Source organism: Bradyrhizobium lablabi (assembly GCF_001440475.1).
GTDB classification, from domain to species: Bacteria; Pseudomonadota; Alphaproteobacteria; order Rhizobiales; family Xanthobacteraceae; genus Bradyrhizobium; species Bradyrhizobium lablabi.
On sequence record NZ_LLYB01000043.1, the window covers coordinates 140,654 to 160,353 of the forward strand.

Here is a 19,700-nt window from a genome sequence, read left to right on the forward strand (position 1 = left end):
GCCCGGCGCATCATCATCGGACAAAACAATATCAGGGGGAGCGCTGCGATGACCGGGTTTTCACGCCGTGATTTTCTGGGCCTGACGGGGACGGCTGCGATTGCCGCCATGTCCGGCCGCGCCAACGCCGCGATGGGGCCGAACGACAAGTATGACCTCGTGATCAAGGGCGGCGACGTGCTCGATCCCAGCCAGTCGCTGAGGGGCAAGCGCGACATCGGCATCCGCTGGGGCGTGATCGAGGCGGTCGAGAACGAGATTCCGGCCGCCCGCGCCGCCAAGACCATCGACGCGTCAGGCAAACTGGTGACGCCCGGCCTGATCGACCTGCATTCCCACGTCTACCCCTATGGCTCCGCGATCGGCATTCCCGCGGACGAGCTGGTGCAGGCGCAGGCAACGACCACGGTCGTCTCGGCGGGCGATGCCGGCGTCAACAATCTCGCCGCGCTGCGGCGCTACATCGTGGCGCAGTCGCGGGCGCGGATTTACGCCTTCGTCCACATCGCCAATAACGGTCTGTCCGGCTTCCCGGTCGCGGAGCTCTACAACATCGATTATGCGCAGGTGGAAGCTTGCGCGATGGCGCTGGCGGAAAATCCGGATTTTCTGCTCGGCGTGAAGGTCAGGATGTCGGAGAACGTGATCGCCAAGCACGGGCTGGAGCCGCTGAAGCGCAGCATCAAGGCCTGCGAAATGTGCGGCTGGCCAGCCAAGATGATGGTGCATATCGGCGGCGTCGAGACCAAGGAATTGATGTCGGAAATCCTCGACCTGCTGCGGCCGGGCGATGTGCTGACGCACGCCTATTCTGGCGCGCCGAACATTGCGGGCGTCTTCACCAACATCGTGCAGGATGGAAAACTGCTGCCGGCGGCGCTCGCCGCCAAGCAGCGCGGCGTGATGTTCGATGTCGGCCATGGCGGCGGCAGTTTCGATTTTACGGTAGCTGAAGTGGCGATCCCCGGCGGCTGCACGCCCGATACGATCTCCTCCGACATCCACGTCTTCTCCGGCAACACGCCCGGCATGCCATACTTGCCGAACGTCATGAGCAAATTCATCCCGCTCGGCCTGACATTGGAGCAGGTGGTGACGGCGGCGACGGTGACGCCGGCGAAAATCATCAACCGCGCGCCGAAGATCGGCACGCTCCAGATTGGTGCGCCCGGCGACGTCGCCATCATGGACCTGGTGGAGGGGCAGACCTCATTCGTCGACACCCGCAACAACAAGCGCGAGGGCAAACTGCTGCTCAAACCCGTGCAGACCGTGATCAACGGCGTGCCGTTCGGCAGGCCATACCAGGCGCCGTTCGCGGTGCGATAGTCAGCCTGACCGCCGCTGCGTGCGCATATCGCCGACGATGTCGGCAATGACGGCGCCCATCACCAGGGCGCCACCGGCGAGGACCCGGAGCGTGGGAACGTCGCCAAATCCCACCCAGATCCAGAACGGCATCAGCGGCGTCTCCAGCGTGGAGATCAGGGTCGCCTGGCCGGACGGCAGCAGCCGCGAGCCGAGGAAGAACAGGGTCAGGCCGATCGCGACCTGAAAGCATCCGAACATCGCGAGAGTCACGATATCGCTCCCGGCAACGCCGGCTATGCTGCCGGCAAAGGGAATGCTGACGATGCTGCCCAGGAAGTTCGACAGCGCAGCGGCTGATACCATCGAGGTGTCCTTGTGCCGCCGGACCATGACCGTCATAACGGCGATCATCAGCGTCATGAAGCAGGCAAGCGCTATCCCGAGGATGTCGGAGCCGACGCGTGCGCCGCCGACGATGATGCCGACACCGCAGAGCGCCACGACACTCGCAATCATGGTTCTGACATGCGGGACTTCCCGCGACCAGGCCCAGGCGAGCGCGGCCGTGACGAACGGGCCGGTCGCGATGATGATGGCCACATTGGAGACGCTGGTCAGTTGCAGCGAGGGGATGAAGGCGACCATGGCCGATGTCGACAACGACGCGACCAGCCAGCCGCTTTTGCTCATCCTTGTCAGATCGCGCAGGCCGGCACGGCCTTGCAGCACCAGCAGGATCGCCGTGATCATGACGCTGGCGAACAAGCCGCGCCAGAACAGGATGGTCCAGGAGTCATAGGGCAGCAGCCGCGTGAAGAACGGCGCCGTGCTCCAGGCAATCGCGGCGGCGACGACAAGCGCAATGCCTGCGCGGTGCTGGGAACGGACTTCCGCCATCGGCAAATCAGCCCGGACCGCCGGTGAGGTTTTGGCCGAGCAGTTTGCCGACAAGTGGCGCAGGATCGTCAGGCACGGCGTCGCCGCGCCAGGCGACGTGCTGATCGGTGCGCGCCAAAATCAGCTTGTGGTCGCCAAACGGTTGCGATGTGGGAACGTCGACGACCGCAAACGGTACGCCGTTGGCGCGCATCGCCTCAGCCAATGGCGCCACCGCGACATCCGGATCGTAGCGCAGCAGCGTGTAGCCCGGACCGAGCGCATCATAGACCACCCGTCCATCGGATAGTTTCGCGAATGGCAATCGGCAGCCCGGCGTCGAGGACGGCGTGAAATCGGCCATCGTAAAACCCGGCTGCTCGGCGCCGTCATAGGCGATGATCGGGGATTGATCGTAGAAGTAACCGAAGTTTAGGCCACCGCAGCAATATTGCTGCACGTTCAGATCATAGGCGGCTTGCCCGACCTGCTTGCGGACGGCGTCACCTTCGGGTCCCGGCTGCTCGATCTCCTCGGGGACGGTGCGGCGCTGGCTCAACACCTTGCCGGCCATCTCCATCGCAAAGCGCGACACCTGTTCGGTGATCGGAAGGCGCTCGGCCTCATAGGCATCGAGGATCTTGATGTCGGCCCATCCCTGCAGATAGGCGCCGAGTAGCCATGCGAGGTTGGTCGCATCCGCGATCCCCGCGTTCATGCCGTAGCCGGCATAGGGCATCCACAGATGCGCGGCGTCGCCGCAGATGAAGGCACGCCCCTTGCGAAACCGGTCGGCGACGAGGCGGCGGCCGACCCAGTCCTCCTTGCTTAGAATCTCGTATTCGAAATCGGGACCGACGCCGAGAATGGCACGGATCGAGGCGTCGCGATCGACGGAGTCGAAGGTCTCGTCCTCGCGGTTGAGGTGATTGTGGATCAGCCAGTTCTCCTGGCCGTCGATCGCGACCACCGTGCCGCAGCGCCGTGGATTGAGCGACAGCGTCATCCAGGCCGGCTGGTCCATCAAGCCGAGCAAAGTGGGCGCATGGATATAGGTCGATTGCACGCGCTGGATGATCGGCGTGCCCTGCAAATTGGCGTCGATGGCCTTGCGAACCAGCGAACGCGCGCCGTCGCAGCCGACGATGAAATCGGCGTGAATCGGCGAGGCGCTGCCGGTGTCGAGGTTGCGGACGGTCGCGACGATGCCGTCATCGTCTTGGCGAAAATCCTCGAACGCGGTGCGGTTCAGAATTTGCAGTCCCTCGATGGAAGCGGCGTGGGCGAACAGCACCGGTTCCATATAGATCTGATTGATACGGTGCGGCGGCTCGGCTGTCGGCCAGCCGGTATCCGGTCCGCTTGTTGCGGTGTAGCGATCGCGGCGGCAGGGAATGAGGATGCGCGACAGCTCGATGCCGGTTGCCGTGGTGCGGTACGAGCAATCGTTGGGGTAGTCGGCCGGCAAACCGGTGTCGCGCAGCTTCCGCGCCACACCCAGCCTGCGAAAAATCTCCATCGAGCGTGACGAGACATGGTTGCACTTCACGCTCGGCGGCTCGCCGGCCGCGCGCGTTTCCACAACAGTGACGGAAATTCCCCGCGATGCGAGGTCCATGGCTAGGCTGAGTCCGACAGGACCGCCGCCGACCACGAGAACGCTTGTCTTCACCATGTCGAATGCTGCCTTCTCGCTTGCTGCGCTGGGACGATCATGCATTACTGCGCGCCAAAGAGATCATCGGGGGGCCCTTGAATGTTTCCGTCGATCCGCAAAGGCATGATCCGCGCCCTTGTTGTTGTTTTGTCGCTGTCGCTGTCGGCGATTGAAGCAGCAAACGCCTATCCCGATCAACCCATCAAGATCATCGTGACGTTTCCGCCCGGTGGCAGTGCCGATATCGTGATCCGCGCGCTGCAGCCGCTGCTTGCGGACACGCTGCGGCAGCCGATCGTGATCGAGAACAGGGCAGGTGCGGGCGGCAATATCGGGATCGGGGCCGTGGCGCAGGCCGCGCCCGATGGCTACACGCTTGGCATCGCTGCGGCCGGCGTGCTGACCGTCAATCCCCATCTGAACCGTGCGGCGATGTCGTTCGATCCGGTCAAGGATTTGGCGCCGGTGACGATGCTGGCGGAAATCCCGTTCGTGCTGGTGGCTTCGCAACAATCGGGCATTGCCTCCGTCGCAGACATCATTGTCAAGGCCAAGGCGCAAACGGCGGGCCTGTCGATCGGCCATGGCGGCAACGGCACCGCAATGCACCTGACCTCGGCCCTGTTCAACCAGAAGGCCGGTGTCGGAATTCAACTGGTCGCCTATCGCGGCACGGCGCCGGCGACGACGGACGTTCTGGCCGGCCACGTCCCGCTGGCCGTGCTGGATATTCCCGCATCCAAACAATTGATCGGCGACGGCAAGTTGAAGGCGCTCGGCGTCTCTGCCGCAAAACGTGTGGTGTTCCTGCCCGATGTTCCGACGCTGGCGGAGCAGGGCCTGTCCGGTTTCGAATCCGTCGGCTGGTTCGGCATCGTCGCGCCCGCCGGCACGCCGCCTGAGGTCATCACCACGCTGAACGCCGCTTTCGTGAAGGCGTTGAGCGATCCCGCGGCGATCGAGAAGATCCGCACGCTCGGCGCCGAGCCGATGCCCACTTCGCCAGATGCTTTTGCAAAATTCATCCAAAGCGAAAGCGAAAAATGGGGCAAGCTGATTGCCGAGGCCGGCATCAAGGCTGAATAGGCAGCCGGTCCGAGGCCGATTGATCGAAATCAATTGGTCGACCCCATTTGATCCCAATCAATGCGGCGGCGTTTTTGCCTGGCGACGATACCGGGCAAAAGGATCGAGCATGATGCGCAGCGAAAGCCTATCCCAGACCGAACCAGACCACGGCCACCGCGCCCGGGCGATGCCCTATAACGAGGACGGCCGCCTGCCTTTCGAGAGCGAGTTTCTGGCGCAACTCGGAGACAGGGTGCGCGAGATGCGCGCACAGCATGGCCTGTCGCGCCGGGAACTCGCGCGCCGCGCCAGCATGTCCGAACGTTACGTGGCGCAGATCGAAGCCGGCAAGGGCAACGTCTCGATCGTGCGGCTATTGCGGATCGCGCTGGTGTTCCGCGGCGAATAGCGTCGTGCAAATTCATTTACCGAGGCGACGACCAACCGACGCCGGGTCAACCTTCTCCCATAAGCCCCTGAACGGGAAATCAGGGGGCACCAGCCTCCAAATCTCTTTTGTGCTGGGGTCCTCGAACCAGCGCCCGCCAACAATCATGCCTTTCCCGTAGTTCGGATCGGCGGTTCGCTCGAGAGCATCGCCCGACGCCACTTGTTTTTCGATGTATGCGCAAAATCTCCTGTATTCTCCCGGAGAGTTGAAGCCGTCGATCTCTTCCGAATCGTTGTTCATTTCCATGTCTTCGTCCAGATTGATAACCTCTTCACAGAATTCTGTGCGGGACGGTACCAAACTGGGGCGAGTCCAAATGCATTTGACGGAGAGATCGCGATGCCGCAGCGCCGGTCAGTTGGCGCACTCGTTGCAAGGTCGCGTATCAAGCGCGGAATGGCAGATGCGCGTTGAGCTTGCTGCGGCATATCGCTTCGTTGCTAACCTTCGCAGGTTCCGCAACGGAAGGCTGTTGCTGCCATGTGGATCAACAGAGGGGCTACTGAGGAGCTCCTTGGTGTCGTAGCCGTGCATGAACCCAAATGAAGCAGCTCGGGCGCAAGAGGCCGCTGCCTAATGGCGGATTCATCGCTCGTCGCTGCCAACGGTACCACTTAAGGCTGGAGCAAGGGCCTTTCCAATGACCCATAAAGACACACCGGCATTCACCCGGCGCGACTTGTTGAACATGATCGGCCAGGCAGCGGGTGGCGGCGCCATGTACCAGGCGATGACATCGCTGGGCTTCGCCGCCGAATCAAACTTCAGCGGCCCACCCAAGCTGGCTGGCGCGAAGAAAGGCAGCAGCGTGCTTATTCTCGGCGCCGGCCTGGCCGGGATGGTCGCGGCGCTCGAGTTGCGCAATGCCGGCTACAAGGTCACGATCCTGGAATACAACCAGCGTGCAGGTGGACGCTGCTGGTCGATACGCGGTGGCGACACTTTCACCGAGCTGGGCGGCGAGGTGCAGCACTGCGGCTTCGCCAAGGGCGAGTACTTCAACGCCGGTCCTTGGCGCATCCCCTACCACCACCATGCCGTGCTTCATTACTGCCGGCAGTTTGGCGTCGCACTCGAACCGTTCGTGCAGGTCAACTACAACGCTTGGGTCCACTCGAGCACGGCCTATGGCGGCAAGCCGCAGCGCTACCGCCATGTGCAGGCCGACTTCCAGGGGCACGTGGCAGAACTGCTGGGCAAGGCCACGCGCCAGGGCAGCCTCGACTCCGTGCTGACACAGGAAGATAAGGAGAAGCTGCTCGAAGGCCTGCGCCGCTGGGGCGCACTCGATGCCGAGTTTCGCTACCGCGAGGGCATCGCCACCAGCGCCTTGCGCGGCTACGAGATCGATCCCGGCGGAGGCCTGATGACGCCGGCGAAACCATCCAAGCCGCTCGAACTCAGCGAGCTGTTGCAGTCCCGGTTGTGGCGCGCTATCGCCGCCGGCCAAGCCTATGAGTTCCAAAGCACCATGTTCCAGCCGGTGGGCGGCATGGACATGATTGCCAAGGCCTTCGCCAAGCAGGTCGGCAACCTCATCCGCTACCAGGCGCGAGTCACCCGCATCGAACAGAACGAACGTGGCGTGACCGTAACTTTTGCGGACGAGGCGCGCGGCGGCGCGCTGCAGCAGGAAAAGGCCGATTGGTGCCTGTGCACCATCCCGCTGTCGATCCTGAGTCAGATCGACATCCAGGTAGGCGCCGAGATGCAGGCCGCCATCAATGCCGTACCCTATGGCTCGTCGATCAAGGTGGGGCTGCAGTTCAAACGGCGGTTCTGGGAGGAGGACGAGCACATCTACGGCGGCATCACCTACACCGACCTGCCGATTTCGCGCATTTCCTACCCTTCCACGCGTTACGGCGCGTCCGGCCCGGCCGTGGTGCTGGGCGCCTACGTGTTCGAAGGGCCCAACTCCTTCGAATTCGGCGCGATGGCTCCGGAGGAGCGCGTCCGTCGCGCCGTGGAGCATGGCAATCAGATCCATCCGCAGTACGCCGATGAATTCGACAACGGCGTGTCGGTCGCTTGGTACCGCGTGCCCGGCAATCACGGCTGCTACGGCAAGTGGACCGACGCGCTGCGCGACCAGCACTACAAGGCCCTGTGCCAGGTGGACGGTCGTATTGCGCTGGCCGGCGAGCACGTCTCCCATATCCCCGCGTGGCAGGAAGGCGCCATCCTTTCCTCACTCGACGCAATCCGGCGCCTGCACGCGCGCGCCACCGCTTGATGGCCAGAGCGACCTGACCATGCGCATGACCGTCCGCAATTGACCATGAACGCACGCAACATCCCATACTGTCTCGCAAGCGCCATTGTTGTTCTGGCAGCGGTTGCTGCCCAGAGTGCCCAGGCGCAAAGCAGCACGACCGCAACCAGCGTCCAACCGATGTTCTCGGTGGGACCGAAATTCCAGCAAACCACCGGCGAATCGATCTACCGATCGGTGTGTCAGGGGTGCCACATGCCGCAAGGCGAGGGCGCCAAAGGCGCCGGCGCCTATCCGCCGCTGGCCCGCAACAAGAATCTCGAAGCCCGCGGCTATGCGGTCTATCTTGTCGTCAACGGTCAACGCGGCATGCCGCCATTCGGCGAGATGATGAGCGATGGTCAGGTCGCCGAGGTGGTGAATTATGTGCGGACGCATTTCGGCAATAACTTTACCGACGCGGTGACCGCAACCGACGTCAAGCAGGTGCGCCGCTAGGCGAAAAGGGGAGAGGCTAATGAAAAAACAAATCATCTTCATGCTTGCTGCGCTGGTGGCGGCATGCACGGCGGCGCGGGCCGAGATCGTGCGGCATCCGATCCCGAACTCGACCTTTCCGATCGCACAATCTGTCGAGGTCAGAGGCAACGTCACGACCTATTACATCAGCGGTCAGGTGCCTCCGGTGGTCAACAAGGACGCCGATGCCGCGAGCCTGCAGGCCTATGGCGACACCAAAATCCAGTCGATCGGGGTGCTGAACCGGATCAAGACCATTCTCGAAGGCCTTGGGCTCACCATGGGCGACGTGGTGAAGATGCAGGTCTTCCTGGTGCACAACGCCGCCGCGCCGATGGACTTCAAAGGCTTCATGGAGGGCTACACCCAATTCTTCGGCGGCAGCCAGCCTAATCTGCCGGCGCGTTCGGTCGTCGGCGTCGCGGCGCTCGCCAATCCCGGCTTTCTGGTCGAGATCGAGGTGATCGCGGTCAAGGACAACAGCAAATAAGGGGACAGCAGGATGCGTAGAACCACAATTTGGAAACTTCGTTCGGGTCTGCTGTCGGCGACGCTTGCCTCGACGCTGATCGCGGGTGCCGCCATTGCCGAAACTTTGACCCCGCAGCAGCAGTTCGCCTACGACATCTACAAGGAACTCGTCGAGATCAACACGGTGACCGCGACCGGCGACACCGCCAAGGCGGCCGAAGCAATGGCGGCGCGCCTTCGTGCGGCCGGCTTTGCGGATGGTGACGTGCAGGTGTTGCAGCCCGCGCCGCGCAAGGGCAACCTTGTGGTGCGGCTGCGCGGTACCGGCGCGCGCAAGCCGATCCTCCTGCTTGCCCATATCGACGTGGTGCCTGCAAATCGCGACGACTGGTCGGTCGATCCGTTCAAGCTGATCGAGAAAGACGGCTATTACTACGGACGCGGTACCGGCGACGACAAATTCATGGCGGCAGCCTTCGTCACCAACATGATCCGCTACAAGAAGGAGGGTTACAAGCCCGACCGCGATATCATCCTGGCGCTTGAGACCGACGAGGAAATCCTCGACCGTGACGAGGTCGGCATCCGGTGGCTGCTGAAGCACCATCGCGATTTGATCAACGCCGAGTTCGCGCTCAACGAAGGCGGCGGCGTCGGGTTGAAGGACGGCAAGCCGATCCGCAACAGCGTTCAGACCTCGGAAAAGGTCTCGGTCAGCTTCCTTTTGGAAGTGAAGAACAAGGGCGGCCATAGCTCGCTGCCCACGAGGGACAACGCGATCTATCGGCTGGCGGAGGGGCTGGTCCGGCTCTCGAACTTCAAATTCCCGATGAATCTGAACGAGACGACGCGCGCCTATTTCGAGCGCACCGCCCAGTTCGAGGGCGAGCAGACCGCTGCCGACATTCGCGCGGCCCTGTCGGACAAACCCGACCCGGCATCACTGTCGTTCGTCCGCCTTGCGGCCAATCCGGTCTACAATGCACAGCTCCGCACCACCTGCGTGGCGACGATGCTGGAGGGCGGTCACGCCGTGAACGCGTTGCCGCAGCTTGCGACCGCCAAGGTCAATTGCCGGATCATGCCGGGCGAGCCGATCGAAGGCGTCAAGGCAACGCTCGAGAAGGTGTTCGAGGACGATCAGATCAAGGTCACCCAGATGGAGCAGGGGGTCTTGAGCGCGCCCTCGGCCCTGCACGAGGAAATCATGGGTGCGATCGGGAAACTATCGAAGGAATTCTGGCCGACCGCCGTGATCCTTCCCGTCATGAGCGCAGGCGCAACCGACGGCAGCTATCTGCGCAATGCGGGTATACCGACCTACGGCCATTCCGGTCTCGCCGGCGATATCAACGACATCCGCTCCCATGGCAAGGACGAGCGCGTCGCCGTGAAATCGTTCTACGAGGGGCAGGAGTATCTCTATCGCCTGGTGAAGATGCTGTCGGGTGGAACGTGACAAGCCGTTGGAACGTGGCCACTAGCACGCGATACTTCACAGTGAAGGATCTGTGAAGCCAGCATGACCGATGTGCCAAGAGCGCGGGTGTTGGTTGCTCAGCTCCGCACTCGCTTCTCCACATTAGCGATTCTGGCCGGTACGCCAAATTCCTTGCGGCACACTTCCGCCAGCACGGCAACGCCTTCGCGGATCTGTTCGTGCGAGGGGCTCGCAAAGCACAGCCGCAGCCGGCTGCCGGCATAGGCTTTGTCGGTCGACCATTCCGGCCCGGGATTGATGGAAACCCCGGCGGCGAGTGCAGCCTGATAGAGTTTTAGCGTATCGACATTGTCGGGCAGCTTCACCCACAGGAAGATGCCGCCTTCGGGCGCTTCGAATTCGGCCGCGGTGCCGAACTGCTCGTTCAGCGCGTCCATCAGCGTATCGAGCTTGGCGCGCAGGCCGCGCGTCAGTTTCGGGACGTGACCTGCAAAATGCGGCGCGCAATATTCCGCCAGCACCATCTGCTCCAGCGCGCCGGAACCTGCGTCGGTCTTCAGCGCCAGCATCCGCGACATCATTTCCCAGGGCGCGACGATGAAGCCGACGCGGAGCGCGGGGGCGATCGATTTCGAGAACGAGCCGATGTGGATGACGCCGCCGTGCTGGCTCATGGCGTAGATCGCGGGCGGGCGCTCACCCTTCCAGATCAGGTCGGCATAGCAATCGTCCTCGAAGATCGGCACGCCGTATTCCTGCGACAGCTTCAGCATCTCGGCACGGCGCGCTCGCGGCAGGATGCTGCCGGTCGGATTCTGCACGGTCGGGATGGTGTAGATGTATTTCGGCGTGATGCCGCGGCGCTTGTGGTCGGCAAGCGTTGCCGCCAGCGCATCCATCCGCATGCCCCGATCGTCGAGGGGAATGCCGACCGCGTTGACGCCGAGCCGCGTCAGCCGGGTCAGCGCGCCCTGATAGGTTTCCTGCTCGACCAGGACGGTATCGCCGCGCGCCAGCAGCGTCTGGTTGACGAGGTCGAGCGCCTGCAGCGAGCCAGATACGATCATGATGTCGTCGGCGCCGCAGGCGATGCCGGCGTCGCGCTTGAGTTTTGCGGTGAGGAATTCGCGCAAGGGGCGATAGCCCTGCGGGCCGCTGGCAAGGCCATAGGTTGCGAGTGTCTTGCCTTCGCGCCGGAGCACGGCGTTGACCGCCTCGATCAGGCCGTCGACCGGCACCTGGTCCGGATCGTTGTTGCCGCCGACGAAGGAGTATTTGGCAAGGCCCGTCCACCGCGCCGCCGGCGCCGGCAATCCGGCGGGCAGCAATGGCGCGAAATCGAAGGGGGATGCGGCAGACATGGATATTCACTCCCGTTTTGTTGTTTGTTGAGAAGGCCGAAGCCTTCTTGCAGGCTAGTTCTTGATGACCCTGATCGGCCGTCCCTGGCTGATGAAGGCATAATGCCCGGCGCCGACGCCGCCAAACATCACAGCCTCCACCGTGGGCTCGGCGATCTCTCCCGTGGCCGCCCAGTCGACCACGAAATTGGCGCCCGTTCCGCCGCGCACGTCGCTGGCGGCGATGAAGACTTCGATCGTTGCGAACGGTTTTAGCGCAACCGGCGACTTGAGGTAGCTCTCCACCATCTTGCCTGATGTGTCGAAATAGGCGATCCGCTTCAGCACCAGGGGGCGGGTCTCGGACGCGTTGTGGACGCTGAGCGTGACGGAAAAATCCGCCCGCAGCTTGCCGGGGTTCATCGAGACGCTGGAATAGACCGGCACGTAGAAGGCGCCGGACACGGCGAGATTTTCCGCCGGCAGCGCGGTGAGGGAGGCGGCGAAATTCTGCTCGATACCGCCCGCGGGCTGCGCGGTGGCGCCGGGGACGGAAAGGATCGACAGCGCGGCCAGAATCGCGACAAAAGCCCCCAATCTATGGCTGTGACACATTGCTTGTTTGACCCTTGCGCCGGGACCTCTAGGTTGCAAGCGGGGGAAGTCCGGAACCATGCACGAGCTTATTCGCGATATCACCTTATGCATCCTGTTCGCCTGGGGGCTGGGCCTTTTGGCCCATTTTTCGCGCCAGCCGCTGATCCTGGCCTACCTTATCGCCGGGTTCTTCATTGGTCCATTCGGCATGAAATGGGTCAAGTCCGAGGAATCGATCACCGTCATCTCCGAACTCGGTCTGATCTTCATGCTGTTCATGATCGGGCTGGAGATCGACCTGAAGAAGATCGTGCGCGCCGGCAAGGTGATCCTGTTTGCCGCGGGCGGGCAACTGATTGGCGGCTGCCTGCTCGGCATCCTGTTCTTTATCGGAATTGGCCTGTCGATGGGCAGCGGCCATTTCGATGCGCTCTATCTCTGCGTCGCCTGCGCGCTGTCGAGCACGGTGATCATCGTCAAGGTGCTGTACGAGAAGCGCGAGCTCGACACGCTGCCGGGGCGGATCACGCTCGGCGTGCTGGTGCTGCAGGACATTTTTGCGATCCTGTTCCTGGCGGTGCAGCCGAGCCTCGATAATTTGCAGGTGAGCGTCATCCTGCTCTCGATCGCCCGGGTCGGTGCGCTGGTGGCGACCGCGCTGGTGCTCAGCCGCTATGTGTTGCCATGGCTGTTCCACCAGATCGCGCGCCGGCCGGAACTGATCCTGCTCGGCGCACTGGCCTGGTGTTTTCTGATCGGCGAGATCGCGGAGCGGCTGCATTTGTCGCGCGAGATGGGCTCGCTGGTAGCAGGTGTTTCGCTCTCGACATTCCCCTATGCGCTCGACGTCACCGCCAAGGTGACGACGCTGCGCGATTTCTTCATTACGCTGTTCTTCGTCGCGCTCGGCATGACGATCCCGATCCCCGGAGCGTCGGTGATCGGGCTGGCGCTGCTGATCGCCGCCTTCACCGTCGTCAGCCGCCTGGTGACGACGTTCACCCCGCTTTACCTGATGAAGCAGGGGCTGCGCGCGAGCCTGTTGCCGGCGATCAACCTGGCGCAGATCTCGGAGTTTTCGCTGGTCGTGATCCAGACCGGCGTGGCCGCCCGCCATATCAGCACCGAGACGTCCAGCGCCGCGTCATTCGCCTTCGTGGTGCTTGCGGTGTTGAGCACGTTTGTGATGGCGCGCAGCGATCAGGTCACACGCGGCCTGATTGGTCCCCTGAAGCGAATGGGACTTCGCGATCTCGATCACAAGCAGGAAGGCGATGCCGGGCACGAGGGCGGCGGTCATGGGGAAGCGCGCCGGGTCGTCATCCTCGGCTTCTTCCGCGCCGCCAGCGCATTGATCGCCGAGATCGAGCGCCGCACGCCGGCGGTATTGGATCAGATCACCGTGATCGATTTCAATCCGCTGGTGTTCCGGACCCTGACCGATCGCGGCATGCATGTGGTCTATGGCGACATCAGCAACGTCGACACGCTGGTGCATGCAGGCGTCGGCAAGGCCGAGTTGATCATCCTCAGCATCCCGGACTCGCTCCTGAAGGGCGCCGATAACGAAAAGCTGGTCCGGCACGTCCGCTCGCTCAATCCGAGCGCCAAGATCGTCGCCACCGCGGAGATCCTGGCCGACGTCGACGATCTCTACGAGGCCGGCGCCGATTACGTGACGGTGACCCGGCTCAGCGACGCCCACGAGCTGTATAAAGTCATCGAGGCAGCCCAGGCCGGGCTCCTGGACGACAAGCGCGCCGAGACCGACGTGCTGCTCAGCGAGCGCCGCGAGGTGCTGCCGTAGCGATGGGCCGTAGCCCGGATGGAGCGAGAAGCGCTATAATCCCGCGGTGTTTTCGCCGGGCGAAACCGTTCCATGCGATCGGGCGAAATCGCCAACACCTCTCCGTTCCGACCCGGCCGCAGCATGGCCTTGCCGCCATGCCTCTCCGGCGTTCCGCCCCGGCGTATTGGCGCTGGCGCTGGCCATGGAGTCCGGCTAATGCACTGGCTGAAAGAAGCGAGATTTGACGAGATTTCGAGAAAATGGCCGATAGCATCCAGGAAGTTCTGCAAGCCTTTGCCAAGGGTGAACTCGTCGTCGTCACCGACGATGACGACCGCGAGGGCGAGGGCGATCTGATCGTTGCGGCCTCGCTCTGTACCGCGGAGAAAATGGCATTCATCATCCGCCATACCTCCGGCATCGTCTGCGCGCCGATCACCACCGACGATGCCCGCCGGCTGCGGCTCGATCCGATGGTGGCGCATAACGAGTCCAACCACACCACCGCTTTTACCGTTTCGATCGACTACAAGCCGGACGGCGGCACCGGCATTTCGGCGGAAGAGCGCGCCTCCTGCTGCCGCGCGCTCGCCAATCCCAATGCCGGCGCCAGCGACTTTGCCCGGCCCGGTCACATCTTCCCGCTGATCGCCCGCGATGGCGGCGTGCTCTTGCGCTCCGGCCATACCGAAGCGGCGGTCGATCTCTGCAAGCTCTCCGGCCTGCCGCCGGTCGGCGTCATCTCTGAGTTGATGAACGACGACGGCACCGTGATGAAGGGCGAGCAGGTGGCGCGCTTCGCCGCCAAGCACAAGCTCAAGCACGTCACGATCGCTGACATGATCGCCTACCGCCAGGCGCGCGAGAAGCTGATCGAGCGGGTCGCGACCTTTACCACCGACAGCCCGATCGGTCCGCTGCAGGGTTATGCCTATCGCTCGCCATTCGACGAGATCGCGCATGCCGCCTTCGTCTATAATGGCATCGGCGACGGCAAGAATGTGCTGACGCGGCTGCACAAGCCCAACATCGTCAAGGATCTCTTCACCGGCCAGGCGCGGATGCAGATCGTGCTGGACCATTTCGAGAAGGCCGGCCGCGGCGTGCTGGTGTATCTGCGCGACGGCGCGGCCGGGGTTCCCGTAGAGCCGGTCGGCGAAGAGAAAACGGCCGAGGCCGATCGCAACCGGCAATGGCGTGAAGTCGGCGTCGGCGCCCAGATCCTGCGCGATCTCGGCATCACCTCGATAGTCAACCTGACGTCGTCGGTGCACGACTACAAGGGACTATCCGGTTTCGGCATCGAGATCGTCTCCAACGAGAAGTTGGAGGGATAGGTCACAGTCGTTCCGGAATGGTCCGCGGGACCAGATCCGAAAATCTCGAGATTGCCGGGTTCATGCTTCGCGTGCCCCGGAATGACGTCCAGAACATTGCGCTTCTGCCGATAGCGCATTAATTTGGCGACAAATTTCCAACAGGACAGTGATGCGAAAGGGATTTTCATGAGCGTGCGCCCTCAAGCCAAGGACAAGCCGGCGGCGGCTTCCTTTCAGTGGGACGATCCGTTCCTGCTCGACGACCAGCTCACCGAAGATGAGCGCATGATCCGCGACACTGCGCGCGCCTATGCGCAGGACAAGCTCCTGCCGCGCGTGATCAACGCGTATCTGGAAGAAAAGACCGACCGCGAGATCTTCAACGAGATGGGCGAACTCGGCCTGATCGGGGTCACGCTGCCGGAGGAATATGGCTGCGCCAATGCCAGCTACGTCGCCTATGGCCTGGTGGCGCGCGAGATCGAGCGGGTCGATTCCGGTTATCGCTCGATGAACTCGGTGCAGTCGTCGCTGGTGATGTACCCGATCTACGCCTATGGCGACGAGAACCAGCGCAAGAAATACCTGCCGAAGCTCGCCACCGGCGAGTGGGTCGGCTGCTTCGGCCTGACCGAGCCGGATGCCGGCTCCGATCCCGGCGGTATGAAGACCCGCGCCGAAAAGGTATCCGACGGCTACCGCCTGACCGGCAGCAAGATGTGGATCTCGAACGCGCCGATCGCCGACGTCTTCGTGGTCTGGGCCAAGTCGGCTGCCCATGACAACCAGATCCGCGGCTTCATCCTGGAGAAGGGCATGAAGGGCCTGTCGGCGCCGAAGGTCGGCGGCAAGCTTTCGCTGCGCGCTTCGATCACCGGCGAAATCGTCATGGACGGCGTGGTGGTGCCGGAGAGCGCGCTGCTGCCCAACGTGTCGGGCCTGAAGGGCCCGTTCGGCTGCCTCAACCGCGCCCGCTACGGCATCTCCTGGGGCGCGATGGGCGCCGCGGAGGACTGCATGCACCGTGCACGGCAGTACACGCTCGATCGCAAGCAGTTCAACCGGCCGCTGGCGGCCACGCAACTGGTGCAGAAGAAGCTCGCCGACATGGAGACCGAAATCGCGCTCGGGCTTCAGGCAAGCCTGCGCGTCGGCCGCCTGATGGACGAGGGCAAGATGGCGCCGGAGATGATCTCCATCGTCAAGCGCAACAATTGCGGCAAGGCGCTCGACATCGCCCGCGTGTCCCGCGACATGCACGGCGGCAACGGCATCCAGATCGAGTATCACGTGATGCGCCACACGGCGAATTTGGAAACCGTGAACACCTACGAAGGCACCCACGACGTCCACGCCCTGATCCTGGGCCGGGCGATCACCGGCATTCAGGCGTTTTCGTAAGCGGCTTGCTCGGGGCGATGCGGAGCATCGAACTATGGTACGCAATTGCGTACCTGAGAATCTCGCGCCGTATTCTTTTCCCTCACTTCGGGATTCCGGGTCTGGCCCTTCGGGCCATCCCGGAATGACGCCAAGGAAGAACCATGGCCGACAACGACGACATCCCGTTCAACCGCGACTTTCCGTTGAAGCCCGGCGTCGTCGACGAGCCGCGGCCCGGCGTGCGGCGCGTCCTCTGCAACAATCCGAGCCCGTTCACCTTCACCGGCACGGTCAGCTACATCGTGGGCAAGGGGAATGTTGCGATCATCGATCCCGGTCCCGATGATGAAGCCCATGCGAAAGCGCTGCTCGACGCCGTGCGCGGCGAGACGGTGACGCATATTCTCGTCACCCATACCCATCGCGACCACTCGCCGAACACCGCGCGGATCAAGGCCGCCACCGGCGCGCCCGTCTACGCCGAGGGGCCGCACCGCGCCTCGCGGCCGCGCTTCGAGAGCGAGAAGCACAATCCGGAATCCGGCGCCGACCGCGATTTCAGGCCCGACATCGCGGTCAAGAACGGCGATGTGATCGAAGGGCAGGGCTGGGCGCTGGAGGCGGTCGCAACCCCCGGCCACACCGCCAACCATCTGGCGTTTGCATGGGCCGAGCGAAAGATCAATTTCGTCGGCGACCACGTGATGGGCTGGTCGACCTCGATCGTGGCGCCGCCGGACGGATCGATGATCGACTACATGGCCTCGCTGGCGCGGCTGGAAGCCCGCGAGGAGGATTTGTATTTCTCAGGGCACGGACCTGAAATTCCGGAAGGGCCGCGCTACGTCCGCTTCCTGACCCGCCACCGTCAGGCCCGCGAAGCCTCGATCCTGCATCGCCTTGCCAAGGGCGAGGCCGACATCCCGACCATGGTGCGCGCGATCTATATCGGCATCGACCCGCGGCTGACCAATGCCGCCGGCTATTCGGTGCTGGCCCATCTGGAAGATCTGGTCGCCCGCGGCATCGTCGCGACCGACGGCGATCCGGTGATTGGCGGGACGTACCGGATGGCGTCCTAACCTCCCCCCGCAAGAGCGGGCCGAGAGAACTCACTGTTCGTTGGCGGGCTAGCTGCCCTTTTTCACATTCTTCGCCTGCGCTTTCGCCGGCGCCTGCGGTTTCTTCGGTGCCGCCGGCTTGGCGTTGTCGACGGCGGCATTGATGTCCTCGATCAGTTTTGTCACGCGCGAGGCGTTGCTGCCGAGGTCGCTTTCGAAATAGCGCGAGGAGGAGCGGATATCGACGCGCGATTCCTCGCCGTCGGGCGTGACGCGGATCGAGACGTCCTCGCGGAAACCCATGATCGGCGTTCGCGCCACCGCCTCGATGCGGCCGATGCGGCGCGGCGGCTGCGGCGGCCGTTCGTCGATGACCAGCCATTTGCGCCTGTTGACCAGGGCCAGCGCCACCTCATAGGCCCGCTGCGGCGGGACCTCGAGCTCTACCGTCTCGATGTCGGGGTAGGCGATCCGCTGCTGCTCGGCCGAATAGAGCCCGGCATAGACCGCCGAGTTGGCGCCTTCGCCGCTGCGCAGCCGCGCCAGGGCCTCGAACCGCGGCGGATCGATCGGATCGGTGGTGATGTCGTGGATCGGCGGCAGCTTGCGGTATTGCAGGGCGAGGTAGGCCGGGTAGGCGAGCAGGATGGCGTTAATCAGGAACGCCAGCAGGATCCGGCCCATGCCGCGCGACCCGTTCTGCCAGATTGCGGCAAAGGCGGCGAGGCCGACCAGGATCGAAAGCACGGCGCAAGCGAGCGCGCCGAAGAAGGTCGCCAGCGCCGGCTTCATCTCCAGGAAGCCGAAGCGGACGATGAGGATCGACCCCACCACTGCGACCACGGCAAATATGGCGAGGTTGCGCGACCAGGTGGCGAGGCTGGACACGGGCTCCGACTGGTAGGGAGCGGAAAACCTTCGGGCCATCAGTGCAATCTGCCGGGTTGAAATCTGTCTGGCCGGCGGGCGGGCCGGGCTAACAAACTAGGAAAACTTGAGACCACGGCGTGCGTAGAATTTCAAGGTTTGCCGGCTATGCTGTTTGGACAGGTGGCGGCAACCTCACGGGTTTAACCATCCCTGTAAATTGATTATTAGTTGTAGATTGAAGTTGGTCCAACTTTCGTCTACCTCTCGCCGCCGGGTTGTCGTATTTGCCGCAACACGGGACTGTCCTGCACGGGGCACGGCGAGCGCCAACCAAATGGGGAAACGGCGGGTGTCGGCCGGAAGCGCTGCAGGATGATCTCAACTTCCGGTCCTTGTTGCGGGCGGAGTCGCAAATAAATTGCGGTTACGCTCCCGGAGTTCTAGGATTGTATAGGGCGCTATCGGCATACGTCCGCGGGGCTGGCGGAAGGCCCCATGAGGGCGAGTTCAGTATGAGTAGTGATGCAAAGCACGAAGGATATGTCGGCCCGAACGATCCGGCATATTATGCGCCGCGGGAGTTGAGGGAACGGGCGAGCAGTGAGCAGTCGAATCCGATGCTCATGCAGAACAACGATGGTTGGCGTCCGCGAACTACGACGGAAGGACCGCCCTTGCAACCTTTGAGCAAGCCGTCCCGCCGCCAAGATTCCGAAATGTTTACCAAGGCCGTGGCCCAGGCCATGCAGGAGGCGAGGGATAACGTGCCGGTCGAGGCGCCCTCGGTGCTCCGCGACCTGTCGGGACGCCGCGCATTGCTGCAGCAGGTGATCCGCTTCTCGATCGCGGTCGCGATCGCGGCGAGCATCGCGATGCTTCTGGTCATGGCCATTCCGTCGTCGCAACGCCCTGCAAACCAGGATGCGTCGCTTTCGGCTGCCTGGCAGTCGGTGAAGTCCTCGGTGCTGCCGGCGCAGCAGGCGACACCGCCGAAGCGCACGGCGACGCTGGCCGTGCAGGACGGCAGCGGGTTCGTCAACGATCCCGTGCCGCTCGGAATTCATGTCGGCAACCCGCCGCCCGGCGCGTTCGTATCGATCAATGGGTTGGTTGGTGGCGCGCGGCTGACGTCCGGCAAGCGTATCGCCGCCAACGAATGGCGCGTGCCGGCAACGGAGATTTCCGGCGTTTCGGTCATTCCGCCGGATGGGTACACCGGCCAGATGCTGGTGACCGCGGAATTGCGTGACGGTGGCGGCGTGGCGCTCACCGGCACCTCCACCCGCCTGACCTGGGTGGCCTCGCCCAGCGCCGCCGCGCCGGTGATCGCCG

General features: G+C 63.4%; 17 protein-coding genes and 1 pseudogene. 12 read left to right on the forward strand and 6 right to left on the reverse strand.

Annotated features, from left to right (window positions below):
• The first annotated feature begins 48 nt into the window (after window positions 1-48).
• Entirely contained in the window at window positions 49-1,329 is a 1,281-nt protein-coding gene (locus tag CQ14_RS05465) for an amidohydrolase/deacetylase family metallohydrolase (RefSeq protein WP_057856898.1), read from the forward strand.
• Here CQ14_RS05465 and CQ14_RS05470 read toward each other — a convergent pair whose 3' ends face one another.
• Entirely contained in the window at window positions 1,330-2,208 is an 879-nt protein-coding gene (locus CQ14_RS05470) for a DMT family transporter (protein ID WP_057856928.1), read from the reverse strand.
• A gap of 7 nt (window positions 2,209-2,215) precedes the next feature.
• Window positions 2,216-3,907: an FAD-dependent oxidoreductase gene (locus CQ14_RS05475; RefSeq protein ID WP_156434699.1), complete on the reverse strand. Its 1,692-nt coding sequence runs from the start codon at window positions 3,905-3,907 to the stop codon at window positions 2,216-2,218.
• Between the two features lie 36 nt (window positions 3,908-3,943).
• Between CQ14_RS05475 and CQ14_RS05480 the strand changes: the two genes are divergently transcribed.
• Complete coding sequence (locus tag CQ14_RS05480; protein WP_057856900.1) at window positions 3,944-4,930, forward strand: Bug family tripartite tricarboxylate transporter substrate binding protein; 987 nt, start codon at window positions 3,944-3,946, stop codon at window positions 4,928-4,930.
• Window positions 4,931-5,099: 169 nt separating this feature from the next.
• Window positions 5,100-5,321 (forward strand): helix-turn-helix domain-containing protein, encoded by a 222-nt coding sequence (locus tag CQ14_RS05485; RefSeq protein WP_057856929.1) that lies wholly within the window; start codon window positions 5,100-5,102, stop codon window positions 5,319-5,321.
• A 12-nt stretch (window positions 5,322-5,333) separates the two neighbouring features.
• Here the strand turns inward: CQ14_RS05485 and CQ14_RS05490 are convergent, their stop codons facing one another.
• Window positions 5,334-5,609: a hypothetical protein gene (locus CQ14_RS05490; RefSeq protein WP_057856901.1), complete on the reverse strand. Its 276-nt coding sequence runs from the start codon at window positions 5,607-5,609 to the stop codon at window positions 5,334-5,336.
• 394 nt (window positions 5,610-6,003) lie between these two features.
• Here CQ14_RS05490 and CQ14_RS05495 point away from each other — a divergent pair, with 394 nt between their 5' ends.
• The 4 genes from CQ14_RS05495 to CQ14_RS05510 are packed head-to-tail and all read left to right on the forward strand — an operon-like array spanning window position 6,004 to window position 10,027.
• Window positions 6,004-7,599 carry a flavin monoamine oxidase family protein gene (locus CQ14_RS05495; protein ID WP_199805442.1) on the forward strand — a complete coding sequence of 532 codons (1,596 nt, stop codon included), beginning with the start codon at window positions 6,004-6,006 and terminating at the stop codon, window positions 7,597-7,599.
• 45 nt (window positions 7,600-7,644) lie between these two features.
• Window positions 7,645-8,076 carry a c-type cytochrome gene (locus CQ14_RS05500; protein WP_057856903.1) on the forward strand — a complete coding sequence of 144 codons (432 nt, stop codon included), beginning with the start codon at window positions 7,645-7,647 and terminating at the stop codon, window positions 8,074-8,076.
• Window positions 8,077-8,095: 19 nt separating this feature from the next.
• The gene (locus CQ14_RS05505) at window positions 8,096-8,587 is read left to right on the forward strand and encodes a RidA family protein (RefSeq protein WP_057856904.1); all 492 of its coding nucleotides are present in this window, start codon (window positions 8,096-8,098) and stop codon (window positions 8,585-8,587) included.
• Window positions 8,588-8,599: 12 nt separating this feature from the next.
• The gene (locus CQ14_RS05510; RefSeq protein ID WP_057856905.1) at window positions 8,600-10,027 is read left to right on the forward strand and encodes a M20/M25/M40 family metallo-hydrolase; all 1,428 of its coding nucleotides are present in this window, start codon (window positions 8,600-8,602) and stop codon (window positions 10,025-10,027) included.
• A 98-nt stretch (window positions 10,028-10,125) separates the two neighbouring features.
• Here the strand turns inward: CQ14_RS05510 and CQ14_RS05515 are convergent, their stop codons facing one another.
• Entirely contained in the window at window positions 10,126-11,370 is a 1,245-nt protein-coding gene (locus CQ14_RS05515) for an aminotransferase-like domain-containing protein (RefSeq protein WP_057856906.1), read from the reverse strand.
• A gap of 54 nt (window positions 11,371-11,424) precedes the next feature.
• The gene (locus CQ14_RS05520; protein WP_057856907.1) at window positions 11,425-11,964 is read right to left on the reverse strand and encodes a DUF3124 domain-containing protein; all 540 of its coding nucleotides are present in this window, start codon (window positions 11,962-11,964) and stop codon (window positions 11,425-11,427) included.
• A 58-nt stretch (window positions 11,965-12,022) separates the two neighbouring features.
• Between CQ14_RS05520 and CQ14_RS05525 the strand changes: the two genes are divergently transcribed.
• The 4 genes from CQ14_RS05525 to CQ14_RS05540 all read left to right on the forward strand — a co-directional run bounded on the left by CQ14_RS05525 (window position 12,023) and on the right by CQ14_RS05540 (window position 17,519).
• Window positions 12,023-13,753: a cation:proton antiporter gene (locus CQ14_RS05525; protein WP_057856908.1), complete on the forward strand. Its 1,731-nt coding sequence runs from the start codon at window positions 12,023-12,025 to the stop codon at window positions 13,751-13,753.
• Window positions 13,754-13,995: 242 nt separating this feature from the next.
• Complete coding sequence (gene ribB / locus CQ14_RS05530) at window positions 13,996-15,072, forward strand: 3,4-dihydroxy-2-butanone-4-phosphate synthase (RefSeq protein WP_057856909.1); 1,077 nt, start codon at window positions 13,996-13,998, stop codon at window positions 15,070-15,072.
• 168 nt (window positions 15,073-15,240) lie between these two features.
• Complete coding sequence (locus tag CQ14_RS05535; RefSeq protein WP_057856930.1) at window positions 15,241-16,455, forward strand: acyl-CoA dehydrogenase; 1,215 nt, start codon at window positions 15,241-15,243, stop codon at window positions 16,453-16,455.
• Window positions 16,456-16,598: 143 nt separating this feature from the next.
• Window positions 16,599-17,519 (forward strand): MBL fold metallo-hydrolase, encoded by a 921-nt coding sequence (locus CQ14_RS05540; protein ID WP_057856910.1) that lies wholly within the window; start codon window positions 16,599-16,601, stop codon window positions 17,517-17,519.
• A gap of 48 nt (window positions 17,520-17,567) precedes the next feature.
• Here the strand turns inward: CQ14_RS05540 and CQ14_RS05545 are convergent, their stop codons facing one another.
• Window positions 17,568-18,425 (reverse strand): DUF1499 domain-containing protein, encoded by an 858-nt coding sequence (locus CQ14_RS05545; protein WP_057856911.1) that lies wholly within the window; start codon window positions 18,423-18,425, stop codon window positions 17,568-17,570.
• A 659-nt stretch (window positions 18,426-19,084) separates the two neighbouring features.
• Between CQ14_RS05545 and CQ14_RS05550 the strand changes: the two are divergent.
• A pseudogene (locus CQ14_RS05550) lies at window positions 19,085-19,700 on the forward strand (hypothetical protein); the annotation flags it as partial.